Annotated in this window: 19 protein-coding genes; 15 read left to right on the forward strand and 4 right to left on the reverse strand. The window is 55.6% G+C overall.

The genetic code is table 11. From position 1 onward, the window contains the following. Positions 1–241: 241 nt before the first annotated feature. A complete protein-coding gene (locus tag ABIC80_RS14650; protein ID WP_312604735.1) occupies positions 242–1,762 on the reverse strand; it encodes a methyl-accepting chemotaxis protein in 1,521 nt (506 codons plus the stop codon). A gap of 430 nt (positions 1,763–2,192) precedes the next feature. Between ABIC80_RS14650 and ygjG the strand changes: the two genes are divergently transcribed. Further along, positions 2,193–3,572, forward strand: coding sequence for a putrescine aminotransferase (gene ygjG, locus ABIC80_RS14655; protein ID WP_312424397.1), 1,380 nt, complete (start codon positions 2,193–2,195; stop codon positions 3,570–3,572). A gap of 456 nt (positions 3,573–4,028) precedes the next feature. Beyond that, positions 4,029–6,050: an FAD-dependent oxidoreductase gene (locus ABIC80_RS14660; RefSeq protein WP_429177624.1), complete on the forward strand. Its 2,022-nt coding sequence runs from the start codon at positions 4,029–4,031 to the stop codon at positions 6,048–6,050. A gap of 90 nt (positions 6,051–6,140) precedes the next feature. Here the strand turns inward: ABIC80_RS14660 and rlmG are convergent, their stop codons facing one another. After that, a complete protein-coding gene (rlmG, locus tag ABIC80_RS14665; RefSeq protein ID WP_042715479.1) occupies positions 6,141–7,271 on the reverse strand; it encodes a 23S rRNA (guanine(1835)-N(2))-methyltransferase RlmG in 1,131 nt (376 codons plus the stop codon). 70 nt (positions 7,272–7,341) lie between these two features. Between rlmG and ABIC80_RS14670 the strand changes: the two genes are divergently transcribed. From ABIC80_RS14670 to sstT, 4 genes are all read left to right on the forward strand, one after another. Further along, a complete protein-coding gene (locus ABIC80_RS14670; RefSeq protein ID WP_023480715.1) occupies positions 7,342–7,833 on the forward strand; it encodes a M48 metallopeptidase family protein in 492 nt (163 codons plus the stop codon). Positions 7,834–7,915: 82 nt separating this feature from the next. Next, positions 7,916–8,914: a Gfo/Idh/MocA family protein gene (locus ABIC80_RS14675; protein ID WP_429177626.1), complete on the forward strand. Its 999-nt coding sequence runs from the start codon at positions 7,916–7,918 to the stop codon at positions 8,912–8,914. 240 nt (positions 8,915–9,154) lie between these two features. Further along, the gene (locus ABIC80_RS14680; RefSeq protein WP_367164981.1) at positions 9,155–10,120 is read left to right on the forward strand and encodes a TerC family protein; all 966 of its coding nucleotides are present in this window, start codon (positions 9,155–9,157) and stop codon (positions 10,118–10,120) included. Between the two features lie 240 nt (positions 10,121–10,360). Continuing rightward, the gene (gene sstT / locus ABIC80_RS14685; RefSeq protein ID WP_429177628.1) at positions 10,361–11,605 is read left to right on the forward strand and encodes a serine/threonine transporter SstT; all 1,245 of its coding nucleotides are present in this window, start codon (positions 10,361–10,363) and stop codon (positions 11,603–11,605) included. 70 nt (positions 11,606–11,675) lie between these two features. Here sstT and ABIC80_RS14690 read toward each other — a convergent pair whose 3' ends face one another. Then, a complete protein-coding gene (locus ABIC80_RS14690) occupies positions 11,676–13,163 on the reverse strand; it encodes a UxaA family hydrolase (RefSeq protein WP_200579724.1) in 1,488 nt (495 codons plus the stop codon). 17 nt (positions 13,164–13,180) lie between these two features. Next, positions 13,181–14,593, reverse strand: coding sequence for a glucuronate isomerase (gene uxaC / locus ABIC80_RS14695; protein WP_094422189.1), 1,413 nt, complete (start codon positions 14,591–14,593; stop codon positions 13,181–13,183). Positions 14,594–15,059: 466 nt separating this feature from the next. Here uxaC and ABIC80_RS14700 point away from each other — a divergent pair, with 466 nt between their 5' ends. The 9 genes from ABIC80_RS14700 (at position 15,060) to ABIC80_RS14740 (ending at position 20,795) form a co-directional block, all read left to right on the forward strand. Continuing rightward, complete coding sequence (locus tag ABIC80_RS14700) at positions 15,060–16,361, forward strand: MFS transporter (RefSeq protein ID WP_042715470.1); 1,302 nt, start codon at positions 15,060–15,062, stop codon at positions 16,359–16,361. A 121-nt stretch (positions 16,362–16,482) separates the two neighbouring features. Next, a complete protein-coding gene (exuR, locus tag ABIC80_RS14705) occupies positions 16,483–17,259 on the forward strand; it encodes a transcriptional regulator ExuR (protein WP_042715469.1) in 777 nt (258 codons plus the stop codon). Positions 17,260–17,592: 333 nt separating this feature from the next. Further along, positions 17,593–18,255, forward strand: a complete 663-nt coding sequence (gene yqjA, locus ABIC80_RS14710) for a DedA family general envelope maintenance protein YqjA (protein ID WP_042715467.1) — start codon at positions 17,593–17,595, stop codon at positions 18,253–18,255. 6 nt (positions 18,256–18,261) lie between these two features. Continuing rightward, positions 18,262–18,648, forward strand: a complete 387-nt coding sequence (gene mzrA / locus ABIC80_RS14715; protein WP_023480845.1) for an EnvZ/OmpR regulon moderator MzrA — start codon at positions 18,262–18,264, stop codon at positions 18,646–18,648. 145 nt (positions 18,649–18,793) lie between these two features. Next, positions 18,794–19,162 carry a DUF1090 domain-containing protein gene (locus tag ABIC80_RS14720; protein WP_042715465.1) on the forward strand — a complete coding sequence of 123 codons (369 nt, stop codon included), beginning with the start codon at positions 18,794–18,796 and terminating at the stop codon, positions 19,160–19,162. 38 nt (positions 19,163–19,200) lie between these two features. Further along, a complete protein-coding gene (locus tag ABIC80_RS14725) occupies positions 19,201–19,503 on the forward strand; it encodes a DUF883 family protein (RefSeq protein WP_023480772.1) in 303 nt (100 codons plus the stop codon). A 1-nt stretch (position 19,504) separates the two neighbouring features. Then, the gene (locus ABIC80_RS14730; protein WP_034813644.1) at positions 19,505–19,903 is read left to right on the forward strand and encodes a phage holin family protein; all 399 of its coding nucleotides are present in this window, start codon (positions 19,505–19,507) and stop codon (positions 19,901–19,903) included. Next, positions 19,900–20,190 (forward strand): YqjK-like family protein, encoded by a 291-nt coding sequence (locus ABIC80_RS14735; RefSeq protein ID WP_042715463.1) that lies wholly within the window; start codon positions 19,900–19,902, stop codon positions 20,188–20,190. The genes ABIC80_RS14730 and ABIC80_RS14735 overlap by 4 nt, the downstream gene beginning before the upstream one ends. A 212-nt stretch (positions 20,191–20,402) precedes the next feature. Continuing rightward, on the forward strand, positions 20,403–20,795 hold the full coding sequence (locus tag ABIC80_RS14740) for a DoxX family protein (protein ID WP_042715462.1): 393 nt from the start codon (positions 20,403–20,405) through the stop codon (positions 20,793–20,795). The last annotated feature ends 43 nt before the right edge of the window (positions 20,796–20,838 follow it).

The raw sequence follows: 20,838 nt of genomic DNA on the forward strand, positions 1-20,838 counted from the left end.
ATTTAGCGTCATTGATCGTTATTTGTTTCGTTTTCTTATTATTTCATGAATATATTAATGGGAGTTAACTAGAGTTAATGGGAAATTAAATTTCAAGCTAACTAATTTATTCAATCCAGCCCTAACAAAATATCATTTAATAAAAAAGTAACAATTAAGAATAAATTATTAACATCAAACCGCATTACCAGAAATAAAAAAACCGCCAGCAGATGCGGCGGTTTTTTTAATTAAATATCTCTTAATGTAATACGGAAACTGCGTCCTGCAGCCGACCTGCGCGCTGTTTTACCATTGACGACACTTCCGCGCTCTGCTCAACCAGCCCGGCGTTTTTCTGCGTAATCGCATCCAGCTCCGCCACGGCGCGCGTCAGATCCGCAAGCCCCGTCGCCTGCTCAGAAGTAGACTGGCTAATCTGGGCAATCAAGGCGGTGACATCTTTTACCTGGGCCACAATATCGTCCATCGTGCGGCCCGCTGCGTGAACCTGGTCGGAACCGGACTGCACTTTACTGGCGCTGGCATCAATCAGTTTACGGATATCATTCGCGGCGTTTGCGCTGCGGCTCGCCAGATGACGAACTTCCCCGGCAACCACCGCGAAGCCTTTGCCCTGCTCCCCTGCCCGCGCAGCCTCAACCGCGGCGTTCAGCGCCAGGATATTGGTCTGGAAAGCGATATCGTTAATCAGCGCCGTGATGGAGCCGATACGCTGCGTGCTGTCGGCAATCTCATCCATGGTTTTCACCACCGTTTCCATCGCTTTACCACCGTGAGCGGCGGCGTTGCTGGCGGAGCTGGAGAGCTTGTCTGCCGCAGACGCCGTTTCCGAGTTGCTCTGTACCGACGCGGCCATCTGGCCCATTGTCGCCACAGTCTGCTGCACGTTAACCACCGTCTGGCGCGTACGCTCATTCAAATCGTCGTTGCCCTTCGCCAGCGTTTCGCTGCCGTTAAGCACACTGCTCACCTGACCAGAGACATCGTTTATCAGCCAGCGGCACATCAGCCCCAACTGACCAACCGAGCGCAGGATCAGCCCCACTTCATCGCTGCGGTTGAGGAAATCGACGCTGTTACGATCGCCCGTCGCCACACTTAGCGCCTGCTTTGCCACATTCTCGACCGGTCGAACAATCTGCCACTCAAACGCCAGCGCGCCCAACAGCATTACCAGCGTACTGACCAGCATCGACACAGGATGCGCACCGGTGAACCACAGCGCCGCCAGCTGCGCGACCCACAGCAGCGTCATGACGCTGCGCGCCCGCCAGCGCAGCGGAAGCGTGGCCACGTTCCCAAATAAGCCTTTACCCAGCACCAGCCCTTTATGCAGGCGTTTTTTGCTGCGCCCTTCATTTAATGCACTGTAGAGCGGCTCAACTGCCGCGATCTCCTGCTCCGTCGCGCGGGTGCGGATCGACATATAGCCGGTCACTTCGCCGTTACGCACCATCGGAATGGCATTGGCACGCACCCAGTAGTGATCGCCATTTTTACGGCGGTTTTTCACAATACCGCTCCACGGCTCGCCCTGTTTCAGGGTGAACCACATATCGGCAAATGCCGCTTTCGGCATATCTGGATGGCGCACAACATTGTGCGGTTGGCCGTTTAACTCATTGAGGTGATAGCCGCTGGCATGAATAAACGCATCGTTAGCGTGAGTGATGTAGCTCTGCGTATCAGTGGTGGACATCAGCGTGGTGTCATCGTCCAGCGGGAAGTTGCGCTGGCTGACATAAAGAGGAGAAGACATGGTTGCGTCCTGTGCAGGTTATATTGCCGTGAAAAAATTATTGCGAATGTTATTTCGGCGATAATGAATTTATCTTTAGTTGTTAAATTTGATTTAGATCGCAAATCCGCAGAAAACCCTGATTTTGATAGGTTTGTTAAGATATTGTTTTTAATAGTTTCAGCCTGAAAACACTTAGTTGCGCTAACGGGTTATGCCCCATTTTCATGCATTCGACGCACTTTTTTGGCGCAAAGGGCTTTTTCACCCCCTCGCCTCGCGCTTTTTAACAATGCTGTAACCTATTTTTAGCCCAGACGGCATGATTAAATCTTGTACGATTTGGCTTTCACCTGGCGTTTATCCCGATTTCTCTGCCCGCCGCCGAAGTGGCGTAATCCCTGCAATACTTTAATCAGTATCACGTGATACGCGACTCCTGGAGCTTATTTTGAACAGGTTACCTTCCAGCGCATCCGCTTTAGCGTGCAGCGCTCATGCCCTGAATCTCATTGAGAAGCGAACGCTTGATCATGAGGAGATGAAAGCTTTAAACCGAGAGGTGGTGGATTACTTTAAAGAGCATGTTAACCCGGGGTTTTTAGAGTATCGAAAATCTGTAACTGCCGGCGGGGATTACGGAGCCGTAGAGTGGCAAGCAGGCAGTCTGAATACGCTTGTCGACACCCAGGGAGTGGAGTTTTTAGATTGCCTGGGTGGATTTGGTATTTTCAATGTGGGGCACCGTAATCCAGTTGTCGTTTCCGCCGTACAGAACCAACTCGCCAAACAACCTCTGCATAGCCAGGAGCTTCTCGACCCGCTACGGGCGATGCTGGCAAAAACGCTGGCGGCGCTCGCGCCCGGCAAACTCAAATACAGCTTCTTTAGCAACAGCGGCACGGAGTCCGTCGAAGCGGCGCTGAAACTGGCGAAAGCCTATCAATCTCCACGCGGGAAATTCTCCTTTATCGCCACCAGCGGCGCGTTCCACGGTAAATCTCTTGGCTCGCTCTCGGCGACGGCGAAGTCGACCTTCCGTAAACCCTTTATGCCGCTGCTGCCGGGCTTTCACCATGTGCCGTTTGGCGATATCGATGCCATGCGCACGGCCCTCAGCGAAGGGCAGAAAACCGGGGATGAGGTTGCGGCGGTGATTCTGGAGCCGATTCAGGGTGAAGGGGGCGTGATCCTGCCTCCGCCGGGCTATCTGCCTGCGGTGCGTAAGCTGTGCGATGAGTTTGGCGCGCTGCTTATTTTTGACGAAGTGCAAACCGGTATGGGGCGCACCGGCAAGATGTTCGCCTGCGAGCATGAAAACGTGCAGCCGGACATTATGTGTCTAGCCAAAGCTCTCGGCGGCGGCGTGATGCCGATTGGCGCGACTATCGCCACTGAAGAGGTCTTCTCGGTGCTGTTTGATAACCCGTTCCTGCACACTACTACTTTCGGCGGTAACCCGCTGGCCTGTGCGGCGGCGCTGGCCACCATTAATGTGCTGCTGGAAGAGAACCTGCCGGCGCAGGCGGAGCAGAAAGGCGATATGCTGCTGGATGGCTTCCGTGCGCTGGCGCGTGAGTATCCCGATCTGGTACAGGATGTGCGTGGGCGAGGGATGCTAATGGCGCTGGAGTTTGTCAATAACGAGACGGGGTACAATTTTGCCAGCCAGATGTTCCGCCAGCACGTGTTGGTGGCCGGTACGCTTAACAATGCGAAAACCATTCGTATTGAGCCGCCGCTGACGCTCACCATTGAGCAGTGCGAACAGGTGCTGCGCGCCGCAGGTGAAGCGTTGTCCGCGCTGCGCGTTTCAGTGGAGCCGGTGTAACACTCTGCCCGATGGCGCTTCGCTTATCGGGCCTACAAACCGTACTCACCGTAGGCCGAATAAGGCGCCAGCCGACATCCGGCAATCTGCCCGATGGCGCTTCGCTTATCGGGCCCACAAACTGCACTCACCGCAGGTCGGATAAGGCGCCAGCCGCCATCCGGCCTTTTGCCCGATGGCGCTTCGCTTATCGGGCCTAAAAACCGCACTCACCGTAGGCCGGATAAGGCGCCAGCCGCCATCCGGCATTCTGCCCGGTGGCGCTTCGCTTACCGCACCGACAAACCGCACTCACCGTAGGCCGGATAAGGCGTAGCCGCCATCCGGCATTTCCTCTGCCCGCACTTTTTTGAATTCCATCACAATCATTCGCTCCCGCTTTTCCCTTCTGTTGTCGCGGCGGCTACAGTAGAACTCATCCGACCACATAACAATAATTTTACATTGGAAGAGAGCATGAGCCACTACCCGTCACTGTTCGCCCCGCTGGATCTGGGTTTTACCCAGCTTAAAAACCGTGTGCTGATGGGGTCGATGCACACCGGTCTGGAGGAGCGCCCGGACGGCGCCGAGCGGTTGGCGGCCTTCTATGCCGAGCGCGCCCGTCATGGTGTGGCGCTGATTGTCACGGGCGGCATCTCCCCCGCTCTTTCCGGCGTGACAATGGAGGGTGCCGCGGTGCTGAACGATATTAGCCAGCTGCCGCACCATCGGCACATTACCGATGCGGTGCATCAGGAGGGAGGCAAAATCGCGCTGCAAATCCTGCATACCGGGCGCTACAGTTTTCAACCTAATCTGGTCGCCCCTTCCGCCATTCAGGCACCGATCAATCGCTTCAAACCTCACGAACTGAGCCATGATGAAATTCTTAGCCTGATTGAGGATTTCGCCCGCTGCGCGCATCTGGCACAACAGGCTGGTTACGACGGTGTCGAGGTGATGGGCTCGGAAGGTTATCTGATTAACCAGTTTCTCGCCGCGCGCACCAACCAGCGGGAGGATGAATGGGGCGGTGATTACGCTCGCCGGATGCGTTTTCCCCTTGAGGTGGTGCGGGCGATCCGTGAGCGTGTCGGGGAAAACTTTATCCTGATTTATCGTCTGTCGATGCTCGATCTGGTGGAGGGCGGCGGCACGCTGGATGAGACCATCGCGCTGGCGCAGGCCGTTGAAGCGGCGGGCGCTACGCTTATCAATACCGGGATCGGCTGGCATGAAGCGCGGATCCCAACCATTGCCACACCGGTGCCGCGCGGGGCATTTAGCTGGGTGACGCGCAAGCTGAAAGGCAAAGTCAACGTCCCGCTGATCACCACCAACCGCATTAACGATCCGCAGGTGGCTGAGGCGATCCTTGCGCGTGACGATGCGGATATGGTGTCGATGGCGCGCCCTTTCCTCGCCGACGCGGAGCTGTTAAGCAAAGCACAGAGCGGCCGGGAAGAGGAGATCAACACCTGCATTGGCTGCAACCAGGCGTGTCTGGATCAGATCTTTTACGGCAAAGTCACCTCCTGCCTGGTCAACCCGCGCGCCTGCCATGAAACGCTGATGCCGATCTTCCCGGCAGAGCAGAAGAAAAACCTCGCGGTGGTTGGCGCAGGCCCTGCCGGGCTGGCTTTTGCGGTGAATGCCGCCGCGCGTGGGCACAGCGTAACGCTGTTTGATGCGCAGGCAGAGATTGGCGGGCAGTTTAACGTCGCCAAGCAGATCCCTGGTAAAGAGGAGTTTTATGAAACCCTGCGTTACTACCGGCGGATGATCGACAAAACCGGCGTCGCACTCTGCCTTAATCAGCGTGTCGATCCCGGTATGCTGACGCTGTTTGATGAGGTGATCCTCGCCTGCGGCATTGAGCCGCGCATGCCGCTTATCGACGGCATCGATCACCCGAAGGTGCTGAACTATCTCGACGTGCTGCGCGATAAAGCGCCGGTCGGTGAACGCGTGGCGATCGTCGGCTGCGGCGGGATCGGCTTTGATACCGCGGTCTATTTAAGCCAGCCGGGGGAGTCGACCAGCCAGAATATCGCTGAATTCTGTGTTGAGTGGGGCATCGATACCAGCCTGAATGAGGTCGGCGGCCTGCGTCCGGAAGGGCCGCAATTGTCGAAAAGCCCGCGGCAGATTGTGATGCTGCAACGCAAAGCCAGCAAGCCGGGCGATGGGCTGGGGAAAACCACCGGCTGGATCCACCGCGCCACGCTGCTGTCGCGCGGTGTGAAGATGATCCCGGCGGTGAGCTACCAGAAGATCGACGATAAGGGTTTACATATTCTGGTCGGCGGCGAGCCGCAGGTGCTGGCGGTGGATAATGTGGTGATCTGCGCCGGACAGGAGCCACGGCGCGAGCTGGCCGAACCGCTGCGCGAAGCCGGTAAACCGGTGCATTTGATTGGCGGCTGCGATGTGGCGATGGAGCTGGATGCCCGCCGGGCGATAGCCCAGGGCACGCAACTGGCGTTAACCATTTAAAAAAATGCCTGATGGCGCTGCGCTTATCAGGCCTACGTGTTTGAGACGTTGTTGGCCGCCATCCGGCAAAGCGCCTGATGGCACGGTCGGTTAGCGCTTTTTGCGCACTTTAACCGATTTGAGGATCACGAATTTATTGTTGGTGGCCACGGTTTCGCAGTTGCCAAACACGCGTTTGAGCTTGCGGAAATAGTCGAGATGGCGATTGCCGACAATACGTAATTCACCGCCATACTTCAGGCAGCGGCGCGCATCGTTAAACATCTGCCAGGCAATGTGATCGGTGATGGCGCTCTGCTGATGGAAGGGCGGGTTACAGAGCACCGCCGCAAAGCGATCAGGCTCAATGCCAGAGAGCGCGTTGTTAATCATAAACTCACAGCGCTCCATATCCTCCGGCAGGTTGCTCTCCACGTTCAGACGCGAAGAGGCGACCGCCATGGCTGACTCATCAACAAACAGCACCTGCGCCTGCGGGTTGCTGGCCAGCAGTTGCAGGCCAATCACGCCATTGCCGCAGCCGAGATCGACCATCTCGCCCTCGACATTTTCCGGCAGATGTTGCAGGAAAAAGCGTGCGCCAATATCCAGCCCGCTGCGGGAAAAAACATTCGCGTGGTTGTGAATGGTCCAGGGTGTACCGTCCAGCTTCCAGCTTGCCAGCAGCGAGGTTTCAACAGGCGCGGGAGCGTTAAAGGTGCAGTTGATCAGGCGCGCTTTGCGCCATGCCAGCGTCGTGGTGGTCGGGCCGAGGATCTTTTCAAACAGCGCCATCGTCGAATTGTGAATATCACGGGTTTTCGCACCGGCGATAATCCGCGTCTGCGGCGTAACCACCTCGCGCAGGGCGCGTAGCTGCTGTTCAAGCAGCGCCAGCTGTTTGGGTATTTTGATCAGCACTAAAGCCGGATTGGCCGGCAGCGGGCTGAGGCAATCCTGAAAAGTGACCGCCTCTTCATCCAGATCGTTAATGCGCAGGTTATGCTGCGTTGCCAGCTCGGCAATAAAGGAGTCGTTAATCGACACCGGATGATGGGCCGCCAGCGCGCAGGCCAGCGCGCCGAAGCTGTCGTTGAAGATCAGAACCGGGCCATCGACCGCATCCACCTGTTGCAGAAGATACTCATCCGCTGCATCCCACGCCTGTAGCGACGCCTCTTCCACGCCGACAGGGAATCTGTCTAAAGTGAATGACTGTCCGTTTAACTCAACCTGGCTCATCGACCCTCCGCAATGCTAAAATTCGCGCGTTTTATCGCTCAATTACGTAAGGATGTAAACACATTTCACCATGAAGACCCTCACCTATCTTCAGGGCTATCCTGAATCCCTGCTGGCGCAGGTACATACGCTGATTGAGCAGAACCGTCTGGGCGAGGTGCTGGCAAAACGCTACCCCGACAGCCACGGCGTCACCACCGATAAAGCGCTCTATCACTACACGCAAGAGATGAAAAATCAGTTTCTGCGTAACGCCGCGCCGGTGAATAAAGTGATGTATGACAGCAAAATTCATGTGCTCAATAATGCCCTTGGCCTGCACACCGCCATTTCCCGCGTGCAGGGCGGCAAGCTGAAAGCGAAAGCGGAGATTCGCGTCGCCACCGTTTTCCGCGATGCGCCGGAAGCGTTTCTGCGCATGATTGTGGTCCATGAACTGGCGCACCTGCGCGAGAAAGAGCATAACAAAGCCTTTTACCAGCTCTGCTGTCATATGGAGCCGCAGTACCACCAGCTTGAGTTCGATACCAGGCTGTGGTTGACCCATCTCGCCTTGCGCTAAGCATGCGCGCCAGCGCACTGGTTTTGTCATGTTGACGTGCTAGAGTGACAGCGGAACCCTTTAACGGAGAAGTAGCGCCTTTATGATACGTTTCGCTGTCATAGGGACAAACTGGATCTCGCGCCAGTTTGTCGATGCCGCCCATGAAACGGGCAAATACAGACTTACCGCCGTCTATTCCCGCAGTCTTGAACAGGCGCAAACCTTCGCCACCGACTACCCTGTCGAGCATCTCTTTACCTCACTTGAAGAGATGGCACAGAGCAATGCGATTGACGCGGTCTATATTGCCAGCCCCAACTCCCTCCACTTTTCCCAGACGCAGCTGTTTCTCAGCCATAAAAAGCATGTGATCTGCGAAAAGCCGCTGGCCTCAAACCTGCGCGAAGTGGAGGCCGCCATCGCCTGCGCCCGTGAAAACCAGGTGGTGCTGTTTGAAGCCTTCAAAACCGCCAGCCTGCCAAACTTCCTGGTGCTGAAACAGTCGCTGGCGAAAGCGGGCAAGCTGCGTAAAGCCTTTATTAACTACTGCCAGTACTCGTCACGCTATCAGCGTTTTCTCGACGGCGAAAACCCCAACACCTTCAACCCGGCGTTCTCAAACGGGTCGATTATGGATATCGGCTTTTACTGCCTCGCCTCGGCGGTGGCGCTGTGGGGCGAACCGCACAGCGTGCAGGCCTCGGCGAGCCTGCTCTCAAGCGGCGTCGACGCGCACGGCGTGGTGGTGATGAATTACGGCGATTTCAGCGTCACGCTGCAACACTCGAAAGTGAGCGATTCGGTGCTGGCGAGTGAGATTCAGGGTGAAGCGGGCTCACTGGTGATTGAAAAGATTTCCGAATGCCAGAAGCTCGCCTTTATCCCGCGCGGCGGCAAAGCGCAGGAGCTGACGCAGCCGCAGCATATCAACACCATGCTGTATGAAGCCGAAACCTTCGCGCGGCTAGTGGAGGAGAATGAGGTGAATCACCCCGGACTCGCCGTCAGCCGCATTACGGCGAAACTGCAAACGGAGATCCGCCGCCAGACCGGCGTCGTCTTCCCGGCCGATGATGTCAGCGCCCAGCTCCCTGCGTAAAGCTTCGTAAGAAGCGCTGGCGACACATTGACCAGCTCAATGTGTTGACATAATTTGTTACCAGCAAAGGGGAGTAACTTCTTCGCCGGTGGGTCGTCATTACGGTGCGTTAAGCACCCGGTCGCCGGGCGTCGTTATCGACGTAAGTGAGACCTTGCCGGAAGGCGAGATCCCCCTGCACCAGGCAAGCGGCTAACGTCTTCTGACGTTGGCCGTTTTTGTTTGCGTGAGGATCTGGTGATGAATAGTGTTGGCACACCGATGTTATGGGGCGTTTTCGCCGTTGCCGTAGTGATGATGCTGGCGATCGACCTTCTGCTTCAGGGGCGTCGCGGCGCACATACGATGACCATGAAGCAGGCGGCCGTGTGGTCAGTGGTGTGGGTTAGCCTGTCACTGCTGTTTAATGCCGCCTTCTGGTGGTATCTGACGCAAACCGAAGGGCGCGCGGTCGCAGATACCCAGGCGCTGGCGTTCTTAACCGGTTATCTGATTGAAAAAGCCCTGGCGGTGGATAACGTCTTCGTCTGGCTGATGCTGTTTAGCTACTTTGCCGTCCCTGCGGCGTTACAACGCCGGGTACTGATCTACGGCGTGCTTGGGGCGATCGTGCTGCGTACCATCATGATCTTCGCCGGTAGCTGGCTGATTACCCAGTTCTCATGGCTGCTCTACGTTTTTGGTGCTTTCCTGCTCTTTACCGGCGTGAAGATGGCGCTGGCGAAAGAGGATGAGAAGGGCATTGGCGATAAACCGGTGGTGCGCTGGCTGCGTAGCCATCTGCGCATGACTGACAGCATCGAAAGTGAGCACTTCTTTGTGCGCAAAAACGGTCTGCTGTATGCCACACCGCTGCTGCTGGTGCTGATTCTGGTGGAGCTGAGCGATGTGATCTTTGCCGTCGACAGCATCCCGGCGATCTTCGCCGTCACCACCGATCCCTTTATCGTCCTCACCTCTAACCTGTTTGCTATTCTGGGGCTGCGCGCGATGTACTTCCTGCTGGCAGGCGTGGCGGAGCGCTTCTCAATGCTCAAATATGGTCTGTCAGTGATTCTGGTGTTTATCGGTATCAAGATGCTGATCGTCGATTTCTTCCATATCCCGATTGCCATCTCCCTTGGTGTAGTGGGCGGCATTCTGGTGCTGACGCTGCTGATTAATAGCTGGGTTAACTACCAGAACGACAAGAAAAACCGCGTATAAGCCGTAAATCGCCGCTCTGCCACCCCGGCGAGCGACGATTTACCACGCCCTGTCGTGCTGGTCACAAAATGCCGACGGCAAAAATGAAAAAGACGCGCCAGAGCGTAAAAGTAGAAATCTCTCTCTTCCCTGTTCTCGCAGAGTTCATATACTCCTTTCAGCAAACAATTGTTACATCCTGACAAAGCTCTGTTTAAAAGAGCAGCGGGGTGTGATTCCACAACATGAAAGGAAAATGGCATGACAACACACCGCTCGTCAGGGTTGCTGCAACGTTTTGTTGATGGCAGCCTGGTGAAACAGATTCTTCTTGGCCTCGTTCTGGGGATTTTACTGGCGTGGATCTCGACGCCGGCCGCTATCGCCACCGGTATTCTCGGTACACTGTTTGTCAGCGCCTTAAAAGCCGTTGCGCCGGTGCTGGTATTGATGCTGGTGATGGCGTCCATTGCCGGGCACCAGCAGGGCCAGCGCACCCACCTTCGTCCGGTACTGGTGCTCTATCTATTAGGGACTTTTACCGCTGCGCTTACCGCCGTGCTGGCCAGTTTCCTCTTCCCCTCCACTTTGCAGTTAGTCCCCGGAGCCAGTGACGTCACGCCACCTTCCGGCATTGTCGAGGTGCTGCGCGGTTTGCTGACCAGCATGATTGCCAACCCGGTGACGGCAATTATGGAAGCAAACTATATCGGTATCCTGGTGTGGGCCGTCGGGCTGGGTTTTGCCCTGCGTCACAGCAGTGAGACGACGAAAAAGATGGTGCAGGATATGTCGGGCGCCGTCACCTTTATGGTGCGGATCGTGATTCGTTTTGCGCCGATTGGCATTTTCGGTCTCGTCTCCTCGACCCTTGCCACTTCTGGCTTTGGCGCGCTGTTAGGCTACGCGCAACTGCTGCTGGTGCTGGTGGGCTGCATGGCATTTGTCGCACTGGTCATTAACCCGTTGCTGGTCTACTGGAAGATCCGCCGTAACCCCTACCCGCTGGTCTTGACTTGCCTGCGCGAAAGCGGAGTAACGGCCTTTTTCACCCGCAGCTCGGCGGCGAATATCCCGGTCAATATGACGCTGTGTGAAAAGCTCAATCTCGATCGCGACACCTACTCCGTCTCCATCCCGCTGGGAGCAACCATTAATATGGCGGGCGCGGCGATCACCATTACCGTGCTGGCGCTGGCGGCGGTGCATACGCTGGGCATTACGGTCGATCTGCCGACGGCACTGCTGCTGAGCGTGGTGGCGTCGCTCTGTGCTTGCGGTGCATCGGGTGTGGCGGGCGGCTCGCTGCTGCTCATCCCGCTGGCCTGCAACATGTTCGGTATCTCCAACGATGTCGCCATGCAGGTGGTGGCTGTCGGCTTTATCATCGGCGTGTTACAGGACTCCTGCGAAACCGCGCTCAACTCCTCAACCGATGTGCTGTTTACCGCTGCGGTGTGTCAGGCGGAAGATGAGCGGCTGGTAAAGAACGCGCTGCGTAGCTAACCGGCGGAGAGGCAAAAAAAAGCGGCGCTGTCAGGGTAGCGCCGCTTTGCTTAGTGCACCTCAGTGCGATTTATAAAGTTACGCCACTTTTGAAGATGGCTAACTCACGGAAATCATTTTTCTCATTGCAGGTTTGCTTGCCGTTAGCAATATCAACAATCACATCGACAAACTCCTCCAGAAGCTGCGGCATTGCTTTGCCGTGGATCAACTGACCTGCATCAAAATCGATCCAGTGTTTCTTTTTCGCCGCCAGCTCACTGTTGGTGGCGATTTTCACCGTCGGCACAAAACCGCCGTAGGGCGTCCCGCGACCGGTGCTGAACAGCACCATATGGCAGCCAGCACCGGCTAACGCGCTGGTCGCCACCGCATCGTTGCCCGGTGCGCTCAGCAGATTAAGCCCGTGGGTTTGCAGACGCTCGCCGTAGCGCAGCACATCAACCACCTGGCTGGCACCCGCTTTCTGCGTACAGCCCAGTGACTTCTCTTCCAGCGTGGTGATGCCGCCCGCTTTGTTGCCCGGCGACGGGTTCTCATAGATCGGCTGATTGTGAGCAATAAAGTACTGTTTGAAGTCGTTAACCATGGTCACGGTCTTCTCAAAGGTACTTTCGTCACGGCAGTGGCTCATCAGAATGCGCTCAGCGCCGAACATCTCCGGCACTTCGGTTAGCACCGTGGTGCCGCCGTTGCCAATCACATAATCAGAGAAGCGGCCGAGCATCGGGTTGGCGGTAATTCCGGAAAGCCCGTCAGAGCCGCCACACTCCAGCCCAAATTTCAGCTCGCTCAGTTTACCCGGCTCGCGCTTATCGTGACGCATCGCCTCATAGAGCGCATGCAGATGCTCAAGCCCCGCTTCCACTTCGTCGTCCTGGTGTTGGCAGACCATAAAATGGACCCGGTCAGCATCAAATTCACCCAGCGTCTGGCGGAAAGCGTCAACCTGGTTGTTTTCACATCCAAGGCCAATCACCAGCACCGCGCCCGCATTCGGATGACGCACCATGTTTTGCAGCATGGTGCGCGTATTAATGTGGTCGTCGCCCAGCTGTGAACAGCCGTAGGTGTGACTAAAGAGGTAAACGCCGTCGATATCTTCGGCGTCATGGGTCTCTTTCAGGAAGCGGTTCTGGATCTGACGGGCGATGCCATTCACGCAGCCGACCGTCGGCAGGATCCACAACTCATTACGGATCCCCACTTCTCCATTCGCCCGGCGGTAGATCTGCACGTCACGATCGCCCGCCTGGCTGCCCTCATCCTGAAAATCAGGTTGATAGCTATACTCGTCCAGATCGCTGAGGTTCGTTCGCGCATTGTGGGAATGGATGTACTCGCCCGACGCGATATCTGACGTCGCATGACCAATCGGCAGACCATATTTAACAATGTTTTCGCCCTGCTTAATGGTGTGCAGCGCAAACTTGTGCCCGCGCGATACGGCCTGGCGCAGCTGTACGGTCTGGTTGTCGATAATGACTTCCGCGCCTTCAGCAAGATCGGCCAGCGCTACTGCGACGTTATCCAGCGAATGGATCTTGATGTATTGCATATCAACCTCAAACGGCCCTAGTTCAGTTCAATCGCGAAGTAATCACGCGCATTGTTAAAGCAGATGTTTTTCACCATTTCACCCAGCAGCTGAATGTCAGCCGGGGCTTCGCCCGCCTCCACCCAGCGGCCAATCATCTGGCAGAGGATGCGACGGAAATATTCATGACGGGTATAGGAGAGGAAGCTGCGGCTGTCGGTCAGCATGCCGACAAAGCGGCTCAGCAGGCCAAGCTGCGCAAGCTGGGTCATCTGACGCTCCATGCCATCTTTCTGATCGTTAAACCACCAGCCGGAGCCGAACTGCATTTTGCCCGGCATGCCTTCACCCTGAAAGTTACCGATCATCGTACCCAGCACTTCGTTATCGCGCGGGTTCAGGCAGTAAAGGATGGTTTTCGGCAGCAGGTTATCTTCATTCTGCTTGCTCAGCAGTTTGGATAGCTCTTCCGCCAGCGGACGGTCATTGATGGAGTCGAAGCCGACATCCGGGCCGAGCAGCTTGAACTGACGCTGGTTGTTATTACGCAGCGCGCCGATGTGGTACTGCTGCACCCATTCGCGACGGGCATACTCCGCGCCGAGCCATACCAGCACCGCAGTTTTAAACTGCGCCACCTCTTTTTCGCTCAGGGTTTCACCCGCCAGGCGACGCGCCAGAATGGCGTCGAGCTCTGATTCAGAGGCTTCGGCAAACAGCACCACGTCCAGCGCGTGGTCAGAGACTTTACAGCCGTGCGCGGCAAAGTGATCGAGGCGTTTGGTCAGCGCGGTTTGCAGATCGGTAAAGCGGCGGATCTCGGTATCAGAGACTTCACCCAGTTTCGCCATGTAGTCGTTAAAGGTCGCCTGTTCAATATTGAAGGCTTTATCCGGACGCCAGCTCGGCAACACTTTGGTGCTGAAAGTCGTCTCGTTGGCGATCGCTGCATGGTGCTCCAGGGAGTCAATCGGATCATCGGTGGTACCGACCATTTTGACGTTCATCTGCTGCATGATGCCGCGCGCGGAGAAGCTATCCTGCGCCAGCAGTGCGTTACCACGCTCCCAGATCTCATCAGCCGTTGCGGGCGACAGCAACTTACCTGTAATACCAAACGGGCGGCGCAGCTCAAGATGCGTCCAGTGGTATAACGGGTTGCCGATAGTGTGCGGTACGGTCGCCGCCCAGGCGTCAAACTTCTCACGATCCGACGCGTCGCCGGTACAGAGACGCTCCGGCACGCCGTTAGTGCGCATCGCACGCCACTTGTAGTGGTCACCTTTCAACCAGATGTCATACAAGTTTTTGAAACGGTAATCTTCCGCGATCTGCTGCGGCGGCAGGTGGCAGTGGTAGTCGAAAATCGGCTGGTCTTTGGCGTAGTCGTGGTACAGACGGCGGGCAAATTCGGTATCTAGCAGGAAATCTTCGGTCATAAACGGGGTCATTATCGTCTTCCTCTCAACGAGTGCGTCTGATGTCTACCTTAATGCTGTCAAAGTTATCACACCAATTTCTATAGACCGAAGGTATTTTCGTGAGTTGGATCAATAAAAGCAGACAAAAACTGACACGCTAATTGGTTAAACCGCCCGCCAGGCCGCGCCAAATCTGGCTCTCCGCGCCTAAGTTAAAGACCACACAAAGAAAAACACTTTTGTGATGTCACTCACCTTTTCAAGTTGTATGACAAGTTATCTTGCTGCCGTCGAATTGATAACCCGACGGAATGCATTCCCGATAAGACGTTAATCGGAATTAACGGTACGGACGCCGACTTACAAACAGAACGTTTACTGATGGCAGGCTTGGGCCGTAGCGGAACCTCTTTCCGGTTACGCCCTCCCGTTTCCACCCTCCGATGCGAGCGAAGGGTGTCCGCGCAAGCGGTAATAACATAACGATGAGGTTTACATGCGTAAAATCAAAGGATTACGTTGGTACATGATAGCGCTGGTGACGGTCGGCACCGTGCTTGGCTACCTGACACGTAACACCATAGCGGCAGCCGCTCCGACGTTGATGGAAGAGTTGCACATCTCGACTCAGCAATATTCGTATATCATCGCGGCCTACTCTGCGGCCTACACCATCATGCAGCCGGTTGCGGGCTACGTCCTCGACATTCTGGGCACCAAAATTGGTTACGCCTTCTTCGCAATTACCTGGGCTATCTTCTGCGGCGCGACCGCACTGGCAGGCAGCTGGGGCGGTCTGGCACTGGCACGCGGCGCCGTGGGCGCAGCTGAAGCGGCGATGATCCCGGCAGGCCTGAAAGCGGCTTCCGAATGGTTCCCGGCAAAAGAGCGCTCCATCGCCGTCGGCTACTTCAACGTCGGTTCATCGATTGGCGCGATGATTGCGCCGCCGCTGGTGGTATGGGCAATCGTTATGCACAGCTGGGAGATGGCGTTCGTTATCTCTGGCGTACTGAGCTTTATCTGGGCGATGGCCTGGCTCATCTTCTATAAACACCCGCGCGATCAGAAAAAATTGAGCGAAGAGGAGCGTGAATACATCATTGGCGGTCAGGAAGCACAGCACCAGACCAACAACGGCAAGAAAATGTCCGTTCGCCAGATCCTTGGCACCCGCCAGTTCTGGGGTATCGCGCTGCCGCGTTTTCTGGCTGAACCAGCCTGGGGTACTTTTAACGCCTGGATCCCGCTGTTCATGTTCAAAGTGTATGGCTTTAACCTGAAAGAGATTGCGATGTTCGCCTGGATGCCGATGCTGTTCGCGGATCTCGGTTGTATCGTGGGCGGTTATCTGCCGCCGCTGTTCCAGCGCATCTTCGGCGTGAATCTGATTGTCTCGCGTAAAATGGTGGTCACCATGGGCGCGCTGCTGATGATTGGCCCAGGCATGATTGGTCTCTTTACCAGCCCGTATGTGGCGATTGGCCTGCTCTGTATCGGCGGCTTTGCGCACCAGTCTCTCTCCGGCGCGCTGATTACGCTCTCTTCTGACGTATTTGGTCGTAACGAAGTAGCAACTGCCAACGGCCTGACCGGGATGGCAGCATGGATGGCAAGCACCATGTTCGCCCTGGTCGTGGGTGCGCTGGCAGATACCATCGGCTTTAGCCCGCTGTTCGCGGTACTGGCGCTGTTTGACCTGATGGGCGCGGTGCTCATCTGGACGGTGCTGAAAAACAAATCTGCCGAAGAGGTAGCAAAAGAGCAGGCTGTCGGCTCGCCCGCCGCACAAAGTTAGCCCCGCTTTTTTAAAACTATTTAAAGCCGCCTGAGGGCGGCTTTTTCGTTATTGACAATGGTGAGAAGGCGCTAAAAGTGGTATAACAAATCCCATTATTGCCCTCTCCTCTGGAGCCTGTATGGAAATCTCCGAACCACGACGTCTCTACCAGCAACTTGCCGCCGAGCTTAAAAGCCGGATTGAGCAGGGCGTTTATCTTGTGGGAGAGAAGCTGCCCGCCGAACGCTTTATCGCCGATGAGAAAAGCGTCAGCCGGACCGTGGTGCGTGAAGCGATCATCATGCTCGAAGTGGAGGGGTATGTCGAAGTGCGTAAAGGCTCCGGCATTCACGTCATCTCCAACCAGGCGCGCCATACACAAGCGCCGGATGAGAATCTTGAGTTTGCCAGCTACGGTCCTTTTGAGCTGCTGCAGGCGCGCCAGCTGATTGAGAGCAATATCGCGGAGTTCGCTGCTACGCAAGTGACGAAGCAGGACATCATGAAGCTGATGGAGATCCAGGACAAAGCGCGCAAAGAGAAGTGCTTTCGCGACTCTGAATGGGATTTGCAGTTCCACGTACAGGTGGCGCTGGCAACGCAGAATACGGCCCTGGCCGCTATCGTTGAAAAGATGTGGACGCAGCGCGTGCACAACCCCTACTGGAAGAAACTGCACGACCATATCGACCTGCGCACCGTTGATAACTGGTGCGACGATCACGACCAGATCCTAAAAGCGCTGATCCGTAAAGATCCCCACGGCGCGAAGCTGGCGATGTGGCAGCACCTGGAGAACACCAAACAGATGCTGTTTAACGAAACCAGCGACGACTTTGAGTTCAACGCCGACCGCTACCTCTTCGCCGATAACCCGGTCGTTCATCTCGATACGGCGGCTAACGGCACGAAATAAAAAATCCTCTGCAGGCGCGCACTTACACCGCGCCTGTAAGAATTTTGGGTAAGTGAAAAGTATAGAGTGTCAGCGTGTGTAAATACCCTCGCCTCTTTCCGCCTTCCCCCGGCAAAATCACTTCTGAGCGCTTTTCTGACTGACGCATTACCTCAGCCTTTGTTACAATTGGATGCATTTCGCTTCTGTGTGAGTCAGCGCTTGCTCACAGCGCCTCACCAGGATGACCCCTGCACCGGATGTGCCACGAGCGACCATAATGTATGAGAACGTATCGCCGTGCTGTTTCGTACGTAGCAGACGTGACGTAAACCGATGTACCAGGAACACCGAATGGAACTTTTAAGCCAGTTACTTCACGCCCTTTGGAGCCAGGATTTTGAGACGCTGTCGCAGCCTGGCATGATCGGCATGCTCTATTTCGTTTTATTTGTCATTTTATTTCTGGAAAACGGTTTGCTGCCGGCGGCGTTTCTGCCCGGCGATAGCCTGCTGGTGCTGGTTGGCGTATTGATTGCCAAAGGTGCGCTGGGCTTTCCGCAAACTCTGTTACTGCTTACCGTCGCTGCAAGTACCGGCTGCTGGCTGAGCTACATTCAGGGGCGCTGGCTTGGCAACACGCGGCTGGTGCAGAAATGGCTCTCTCATCTTCCGGCCCACTACCACCAGCGCGCGCACCATCTGTTCCATAAACATGGGCTGTCGGCGCTGTTAGTGGGGCGCTTTATCGCATTTGTTCGCACGTTGCTGCCAACTATTGCCGGACTCTCTGGTCTGAGCAATACGCGTTTTCAATTTTTCAACTGGATGAGCGGCCTGCTGTGGGTGCTGATCCTGACAACGCTGGGTTACCTGTTGGGCATCACGCCGGTGTTTAAAAAGTATGAAGATGCGTTGATGTCCTGTTTGATGCTGCTTCCGGTGGTGCTGCTGGTGATTGGCCTTGTTGGCTCACTGGTGGTGTTGTGGAAGAAAAAACATAGCAATCGGAGCTAAAAGACAATGGAACTGCGTGCGCCTTTTCTGCGCTGGGTATTTACAAGCCTCACTGCTGCGGCGCTCTTTTGCGTGCTGTTTCTCGCCTGGACGGCGGTGCAAAATCGCGAGTCGACGCTTGCGATCCGCCCGCTGACGCAAAACATTACCGTGCCGGATGGTTTCTCCATCTGGCATCATCTCGACGCCAACGGCATTCACTTTAAAAGCATCACCCCGCAGGATGACACCCTGCTGATTAAATTCGACTCCAGCGAGCAGAGCGCCGCCGCCAAGGCCGTGCTGGATCGCACTCTCCCCCAGGGGTATGTCATTGCCGCTCAGGATGATGCCGACACCCAAACTTCTGCGTGGCTTAACCGCCTGCGCAACAGCACACACAGATTCGGCTAACCTCTCCAGGATTCTGAATCTTTTCACTAACTTTGGTGTTTAGCCGTTACTTAACTATGCTTGAGTAACGGGACCAGGGTTCACATTACGTAACTGGATGCTGGCGTACCCTGTTTCGCCAGCTAACAACGGAAGGTTATCGATTATGAAAAACCGCATCGCTATGGCGCTGGCTCTTTTTTCCGTTAGCGCTCTTTCCCATGCTGCTTCACCGTGTCAGGAAAAAGAGCATGAGATCCAACGCGAAATCAGCTATGCCGAAAAGCATAACAATCAGAGCCGTATTGACGGGTTGAACAAAGCCCTGCGCGAAGTTCGCGCCAGCTGTTCTGATGAGAAGCTGCGCGCTGCGCATCAAAAGAAAATCGCTGAACAGAAAGAAGAGATTGCCGAGCGCCGTCGTGACCTGAGCGAAGCGAAAGAGAAAGGCGATGCGGACAAGATTCACAAGCGAGAGCACAAGCTGAAAGAGGCTCAGCAGGAGCTGAAATCTCTTGAAGCGCGTGACTACTGATTAAATGGAAATGACCACACACTCACCTGGAGAGAATTATGTCGAAAGATAATGCTGACCATCTGCGCGCTGAGTTGAAATCGCTGGCGGACACCCTGGAGGAAGTGCTGGGTAATTCTGGTGAAAAATCGAAAGAAGAGCTGAGCAAGCTGCGTACCAAAGCGGAAAAAGCGCTGCGTAACAGCCGCGACCGCCTGGGCGATACCGGCGATGTTATTGCTCGTCAGACCCGCGAAGCCGCTGCCCGTACCGATGAGTACGTGCGTGACAATCCGTGGGCCAGCGTTGGCATCGGCGCCGCAATCGGCGTGGTGTTAGGCGTTCTGATGTCGCGTCGCTGATATGGCGGATTCACGATACGCGCAAGGGCCTGGCAAAAGCGCGCTCGGGATTGGTCAGCGTATGCTGACCATTCTGGTTGAAATGGTTGAGACCCGCCTGCGGCTGGCGGTTGTTGAGCTTGAAGAAGAGAAAGCCAACTTATTCCAGCTGCTCCTGATGGTGGGGCTGACCATGCTTTTCGCCGCATTTGGCCTGATGAGTCTGATGGTGCTAATTATTTGGGCCGTCGATCCGCAATATCGCTTGAATGTGATGATTGCAACCACCGTAGTGTTACTGGTGCTGGCGCTGATAGGCGGCATTTCGACACTGCGTAAAGCGCGGGCCTCGACACTGCTGCGTCACACACGCCAGGAGTTGTCGAACGATCGCGCCTTGCTGGAGGACGATAAATCGTGAGCAGCAAAGCCGAACGTCTGAAGCGTAAAGCGCAATTGCTCAGCATGATCCAGCAGCAACGTCTGGATCTCACCGCCGGACGCCGTGACTGGCTTGAAGCCACCGGCGCTTACGATCGCGGCTGGAACACGCTGTTAAGCCTGCGCTCATGGGCGCTGGTAGGCAGTAGCGCAATGGCTATCTGGAGCGTTCGCCATCCTAATATGCTGGTGCGCTGGGCCAGACGCGGTTTCGGTGCCTGGAGCATGTGGCGGCTGGTGAAATCCACCGTTAATGCGCAGCGCTAAAGCGTCACTTGCTTGCTAACACGGGCGATCCTGGGATCGCCCGTTTGCTTTTGTGCTTGGGCAATTTTTTTGAAAGATTTCGACAGTTTTCCTAGCTAACAATATTTTCCCTCCGCGATTAATATCCTCTCCATCAACTGCAAGCCCGCGGCATACGCCGTTTCTTACACAATTTTTACTGCATAATGCCTATGTGGTTCCTGGAGAGAAAGATGAAAAAATTAGACGATGTTGGTTTCCTGGTTGCTCGTATCCTGATGCCGATCCTGTTTATCGTTGCAGGCTGGGGCAAAATCACCGGTTATGCAGGTACTCAGCAATATATGGAATCGATGGGCGTACCGGGCTTCTTTCTGCCGCTGACTATCCTGCTTGAGTTTGGCGGCGGTCTGGCCATTCTGTTCGGCTTCCTGACCCGCACCACCGCGCTGTTCACTGCGGGCTTTACGCTGCTGACGGCGTTTATCTTCCACAACAACTTTGCGGAAGGCGCCAACTCCATTATGTTCATGAAAAACCTGACCATCGCTGGCGGCTACCTGCTGCTGGGCATCACCGGTCCGGGCGCGTTCAGCATCGACCGCGTACTGAATAAAAAGTGGTAAGCGCTCTATACTGACTGAATACACCAAAGCGAGGAGTTCACTC

The organism is Kosakonia sp. 1610 (genome assembly GCF_050435845.1).
Lineage (GTDB): Bacteria > Pseudomonadota > Gammaproteobacteria > Enterobacterales > Enterobacteriaceae > Kosakonia > Kosakonia cowanii.